3 protein-coding genes and 1 pseudogene are annotated in these 3,324 nt (G+C 54.2%); all 4 read right to left on the bottom strand.

Annotated elements, in window-relative coordinates:
- Window positions 1-234: pseudogene (locus tag IK012_RS08540) on the bottom strand (NADP-specific glutamate dehydrogenase); the annotation flags it as partial.
- 247 nt (window positions 235-481) lie between these two features.
- Window positions 482-1,327, bottom strand: coding sequence for a patatin family protein (locus tag IK012_RS08535; protein ID WP_290953155.1), 846 nt, complete (start codon window positions 1,325-1,327; stop codon window positions 482-484).
- Complete coding sequence (locus IK012_RS08530) at window positions 1,324-2,031, bottom strand: 1-acyl-sn-glycerol-3-phosphate acyltransferase (RefSeq protein WP_290953154.1); 708 nt, start codon at window positions 2,029-2,031, stop codon at window positions 1,324-1,326. The genes IK012_RS08535 and IK012_RS08530 overlap by 4 nt, the downstream gene beginning before the upstream one ends.
- Window positions 2,032-2,240: 209 nt before the next feature.
- Window positions 2,241-3,324, bottom strand: a 1,084-nt coding sequence (locus IK012_RS08525; RefSeq protein WP_290953151.1) for a phosphoenolpyruvate carboxykinase (GTP), incomplete at its 5' end; no start/stop codon positions are given.

Genomic DNA, 3,324 nt, shown 5'->3' with positions numbered 1-3,324 from the left:
GTTGACCTGAACGTTACCCTGGTCATCGAGCCAAGGAACGCGGAAAGTGATCACGCGTTCGGGTTCGACGAGACGGTCGATAACGCCGTTGGTTTCCCAAGACTTGTCCTGTTCGAGGACGGGGTCGAGGGATTCGAGGAATTCACGGACAGCCTGGTGGAAAAGGGCCTGGTCCGGATCACGGGCGACGACCTTGTCATAGACTTTCTGAAGGTAAGCATTCTTAATTGCCATTTTTTATATCTCCATTGAGAGTTTTGATTGTTAATGATTTTAACGGGATTAAAGATAGCAAAGCGCACTTGTAAAATGCGAAAAAACGGCAAAAATCTACAAAAACTTACATTTTTGTAAGTTAGTATTTTGCAAGTTTTGTAAATTGCCTTTTTTCGTTAAATTTAGGGGGTCTAAACAAGAAAAACCTACATTTTTGTAGGTTTCGCCTTTTTGTTTGGTTTTGTAAGTAAAATTTTACAGAATGTCAGAGTTCCAGGAAGGCCTTCAGGTCGTCCATGCGGCGCTTGGCGATCTCGACACCGTGGTCGTAAGACTCGTTCATCTTGGCCATGTCGGTATCGAACTGGTCGCACAGGTCGATTTCGGGGCGCATCAGGAACAGGCGCCCTTCCTTCTCGAGCTTGTCCATCTGCAGGAACATCTTGTCGTAGCGCTTGAGGCGCAGCATGAGCGCGCGGAAAAGTTCGGGGTACTTGCGCTTGTACATCGGGTTCAGGATGGCGCGGTACTTGCGGAAGTCCGTCACGGCCTCGCCCGGGTAATGCGTCGACACGGCCACCACCTTGTCGCAGCCCCTCTCGAAGGCGCGTTCAAATGGAATCGGGACCGTAATGCAGCCGTCGGCATAGTGCTTGCCGTCGAGCGGCGCCATCGGGAAAAGCATCGGGAGAGCGCAGCTCGCGCTGATGATGTCGAGCAGGCGCCACTTGTCGTTTTTCTCGGACTTGAATTCGGCGCGGCCCGTCTCGCAACAGGTAAGCCCGAACTCGCATTCAATCTTCGACTTGGAGTAAGTATCGAAATCGAACGGCATCTTGCCGTCGGCGGAGAGGTAGTTGAGCGCATGGAATTCTTTCTGGATTCCGATGAACTTGCTCGCCCACTTCTTGCCCTCCTGCAGGCGGGTCGGAAGCACGATGAACTTGAGCCTCCCCTGCTGGCGCGTAACGAAATTGACCGCGGCGTGCGCACCGGCGGAAACACCGGAGACGTAATTGAACTCGATGCCTTCGTCGAGCCAGGTATCCAAAACGCCCGCGCTGAACATGGTCTGGCGGGAGCCGCCTTCTAGAACGAGTCCAGTCTTCACGCCTGCACCTCCTCGGGCGTTTCAGCCGCCACCGGCAATACCGGAGCTTCAGCGACGCCGAGCGCCTTCTGCTTGAGTTTCCAGACCTTCTGGCGGAAGTATTCGCTGCGTTCCGCGAGATGCTTGGACGAAGGCACGCCCTTCACGCGCTCGATCTTTTCGGCATCGTCCACAATAACGCGGGTGCGGTGGCCGAACTTGTATATGCCGTCGAGCCCCACCGAAACCACGGGAGCGCCCGTACTGCGCGCGAGGAACGCGAAGCCCGTCTTGAATTCATTCAGCAGGCCGTCGTAGCGGCACTTGCCTTCGGGGAAAATAATCACGGAGTTGCCCTTCTCGAGTTCCTTCTTCGCGATGAGCGCCCATTCGGTATCGAGATTGAAGCGATCGCAGGGAATCACGCACTTCACGCGCGTGAGCGCCCAGCTGAAATGCGGGTCTTCCACCTGGTCCTTGGCCACTACGATGCTCCTCTTGTGGAAGAATATGGCGAGCATCATGAGGGGGTCGAGCATGCTGGTATGGTTCGCGATAAGCACGGAGGGCGTCTTGAGGCGCGAGGACTTCACCGACTCCCCTACGAACTCCACCTTCGGGCGGTACCACACATACAAGAAAACGCGCACGGTGTAAATAACAACCACCATGACAAGTCGCATAAAAAGCTCAAACAACGGGTTCTTCTTTTTCTTTTCAATCACGCGGCAAATATAAAAAAAAATGCAGGCGCGACACATTTTCGTATGTGAATTGCCCGATTAGCGCAATATTTCGGCAGATTAAAGGCAAACTACAAGAATCAACGGCGTATCTATATAAATTAAGCGCGCGCCCATAAAAAAAAGACCGCGGCCAGCCTTGCGGCGGGTCGCGAATCTTTTAAGGATTTTCCGTTAGGAAAAGGCGCTTATTAGGCCTTGTTGAGACGATCCTGGATCATGTCGATGATTTCGGAGAGTTCCTTCGGGAGGTGGCTGCCGAACTTCGGATAGTGGTTTTCCTTAACGTCGGCGAGTTCCTTCTTCCAGCCTTCCACATCAACCTTGAGGATTTCCGGGAGGGTTTCCTTGTAGTAGTCAGCGAGACCTTCGGTGTTGAGGGTCTTCGGCATGTAACCGATAGCGGTTTCAACAACGTTGGAGTTGTCGCCGTTGCAACGGTCGAAGATCCAAGCGAGCACGCGGCTGTTGTCGCCGTAACCCGGCCACATGAAGCCACCCGGGAGCTTCTCGTTGTTGGCATCCTTACGGAACCAGTTGACGTAGAAGATCTTCGGAAGCTTGTCTTCAGAGGACTTCTTGCCGATTTCGATCCAGTGCTTGAAGTAGTCACCCATGTTGTAGCCGCAGAACGGGAGGATGGCGAACGGGTCGCGACGGATCTTACCGACTTCAGCAGCGTTGATGGTGGAAGCAGCGGTGATTTCAGAACCCACGATGGAGCCGAGGAACACGCCGTGGTTCCAGTTGAGAGACTGGTGCACCAGAGGAATTGTAGAAGGACGACGGCCACCGAAGAGGATTGCAGAGATAGGCACGCCAGCAGGATCTTCCCATTCCTTGGCAATGCACGGGCACTGCTTAGCCGGAGCGGTGAAGCGAGCGTTCGGGTGAGCCATTTCTTCGCCCTTAGGAGCCTTGTCCTTCGGGAGAGCGTCACGGGTCTTGCCCTTCCAGTCAACGAGCTTGCCCTTAGCCGGGTAGCCGATGCCTTCCCACCAGATGTCGCCATCTTCAGTGAGTGCGCAGTTCGTGTAAATGGTGTTCTTTTCTGCAGAGATAAGAGCGTTCTTGTTGGATTCTGCAGAGGTGCCCGGAGCAACGCCGAAGAAGCCGGCTTCCGGGTTGATAGCATAGAGACGGCCATCCTTGCCAAACTTCATCCATGCAATGTCGTCACCGATGGTTTCGACCTTCCAGCCCGGGATAGTCGGGATGAGCATGGCGAGGTTCGTCTTACCGCAAGCAGACGGGAAGGCGCCAGTAACGTACTTG

Source organism: Fibrobacter sp. (genome assembly GCF_017551775.1).
In the GTDB taxonomy this organism is placed as follows: domain Bacteria; phylum Fibrobacterota; class Fibrobacteria; order Fibrobacterales; family Fibrobacteraceae; genus Fibrobacter.
This window is presented reverse-complemented; position numbering and strand designations above follow the sequence as displayed.